At 42.4% G+C, this 1277-nt stretch carries 2 protein-coding genes; both read left to right on the forward strand.

Annotated elements, in window-relative coordinates; all coding sequences use genetic code 11:
- Positions 1-119 precede the first annotated feature (119 nt).
- Positions 120-677: a manganese efflux pump MntP family protein gene (locus tag ABES03_RS05520; protein WP_430115878.1), complete on the forward strand. Its 558-nt coding sequence runs from the start codon at positions 120-122 to the stop codon at positions 675-677.
- A 130-nt stretch (positions 678-807) separates the two neighbouring features.
- A partial coding sequence (locus tag ABES03_RS05525; RefSeq protein ID WP_430115880.1) for an Ig-like domain-containing protein occupies positions 808-1277 on the forward strand: 470 nt, incomplete at its 3' end.

A 1277-nucleotide genomic window follows, 5' to 3' on the forward strand; every position in this document is an offset into this window, starting at 1 on the left:
AGCGGAAATCAACAGACTAGTTCAACGAGTTATGAAAATCCAATTTCTCCCTCGTGACTTCTAAACTGGTTTGGACGTGCATATGCTTAGGTTAGTTAGTCCAAGGGGGCGGGGACAGAATGTCTGAATTAGTTGGAGAATTACTTACATTAGTGATTATGGCCTTTGCGCTAGGCATGGATGCCTTCTCGGTGGGGCTTGGCATGGGGATGTACAAACTGCGGCTGAGGAAAATCTTCGAGATTGGCATCACCATTGGAATCTTCCATGTGTGGATGCCGCTCGTGGGCTTACTTACCGGTAAATTTTTATCAGAGAAATTTGGCACGTTTGCCAGCTTAATTGGCGGACTACTGCTCATCGTTCTAGGATTGCAGATGATTTGGGCAAGCTTGAAAAAAGGAGACGAAAAAGTCATTACGCCGGTTGGTTTCGGCTTACTCTTATTTGCTTTAAGTGTTAGTCTCGACAGTTTTTCAGTGGGTCTGACATTAGGGATTTACGGGGCAAAAATTGTGCTTGTGCTGATCTCTTTTGGAATCGTGGCCACGGTATTAACCTGGGCAGGCTTGCTGTTAGGAAAAAAGGTACAAGGCTGGCTTGGCAACTACAGTGAAGCGCTTGGTGGGGCAATTTTACTTGCGTTCGGCTTAAAACTGCTCCTCCCATTATGGTAGGTATTTTCTTTCAAATGAGGTAATCTTTTCAAAAATACGACTCAATTATGGTAGAATAGAAGCTGGTAAATTTTTAACATACCAATCTATTAAACAAGTAGAAGAGACGTTTTTTGAGGAGGGGCACAGGTTGCAGCGAAAATTTTGGATGAATCTATGTATTTCATTGGGCGTAATCTCTCAAGCTATTTTTCCAAATCTAGCTTTTGCAGAAACAACGATAAGTGCAAATGAACAGCAACAAATTCAACTGTTGGAAAAAATCACGGATCAGACAACGGTGATAAAAGGAATTTCAATCCCGAATGCCACCGTTACAGTGAAAAATAAGGAAGTTAACCTTGGTTCCACTCAAACGGATAGTGAGGGGAAGTTTGAGGTAGGTATGGTAAACCAGCCTGCAAATAGCCTCCTAATAATTACGGCTGATGATGGGATTCATACATATGGAATAGAAGTAACAGTAGGTGCTACCGGCTGGGTTCAGGAAGCTGGTATATGGTATTTCATTGGTCCAAATGGTGAAAAGCAAACCGGTTGGATCAACGATAATGGTACTAGCTATTATTTAAATTCAACGGGTGCCATGCAAACCGGTTG

Origin of the sequence: Neobacillus rhizosphaerae (assembly GCF_050477885.1) — a bacterium.
Taxonomy (GTDB): domain Bacteria; phylum Bacillota; class Bacilli; order Bacillales; family Cytobacillaceae; genus Neobacillus; species Neobacillus rhizosphaerae_A.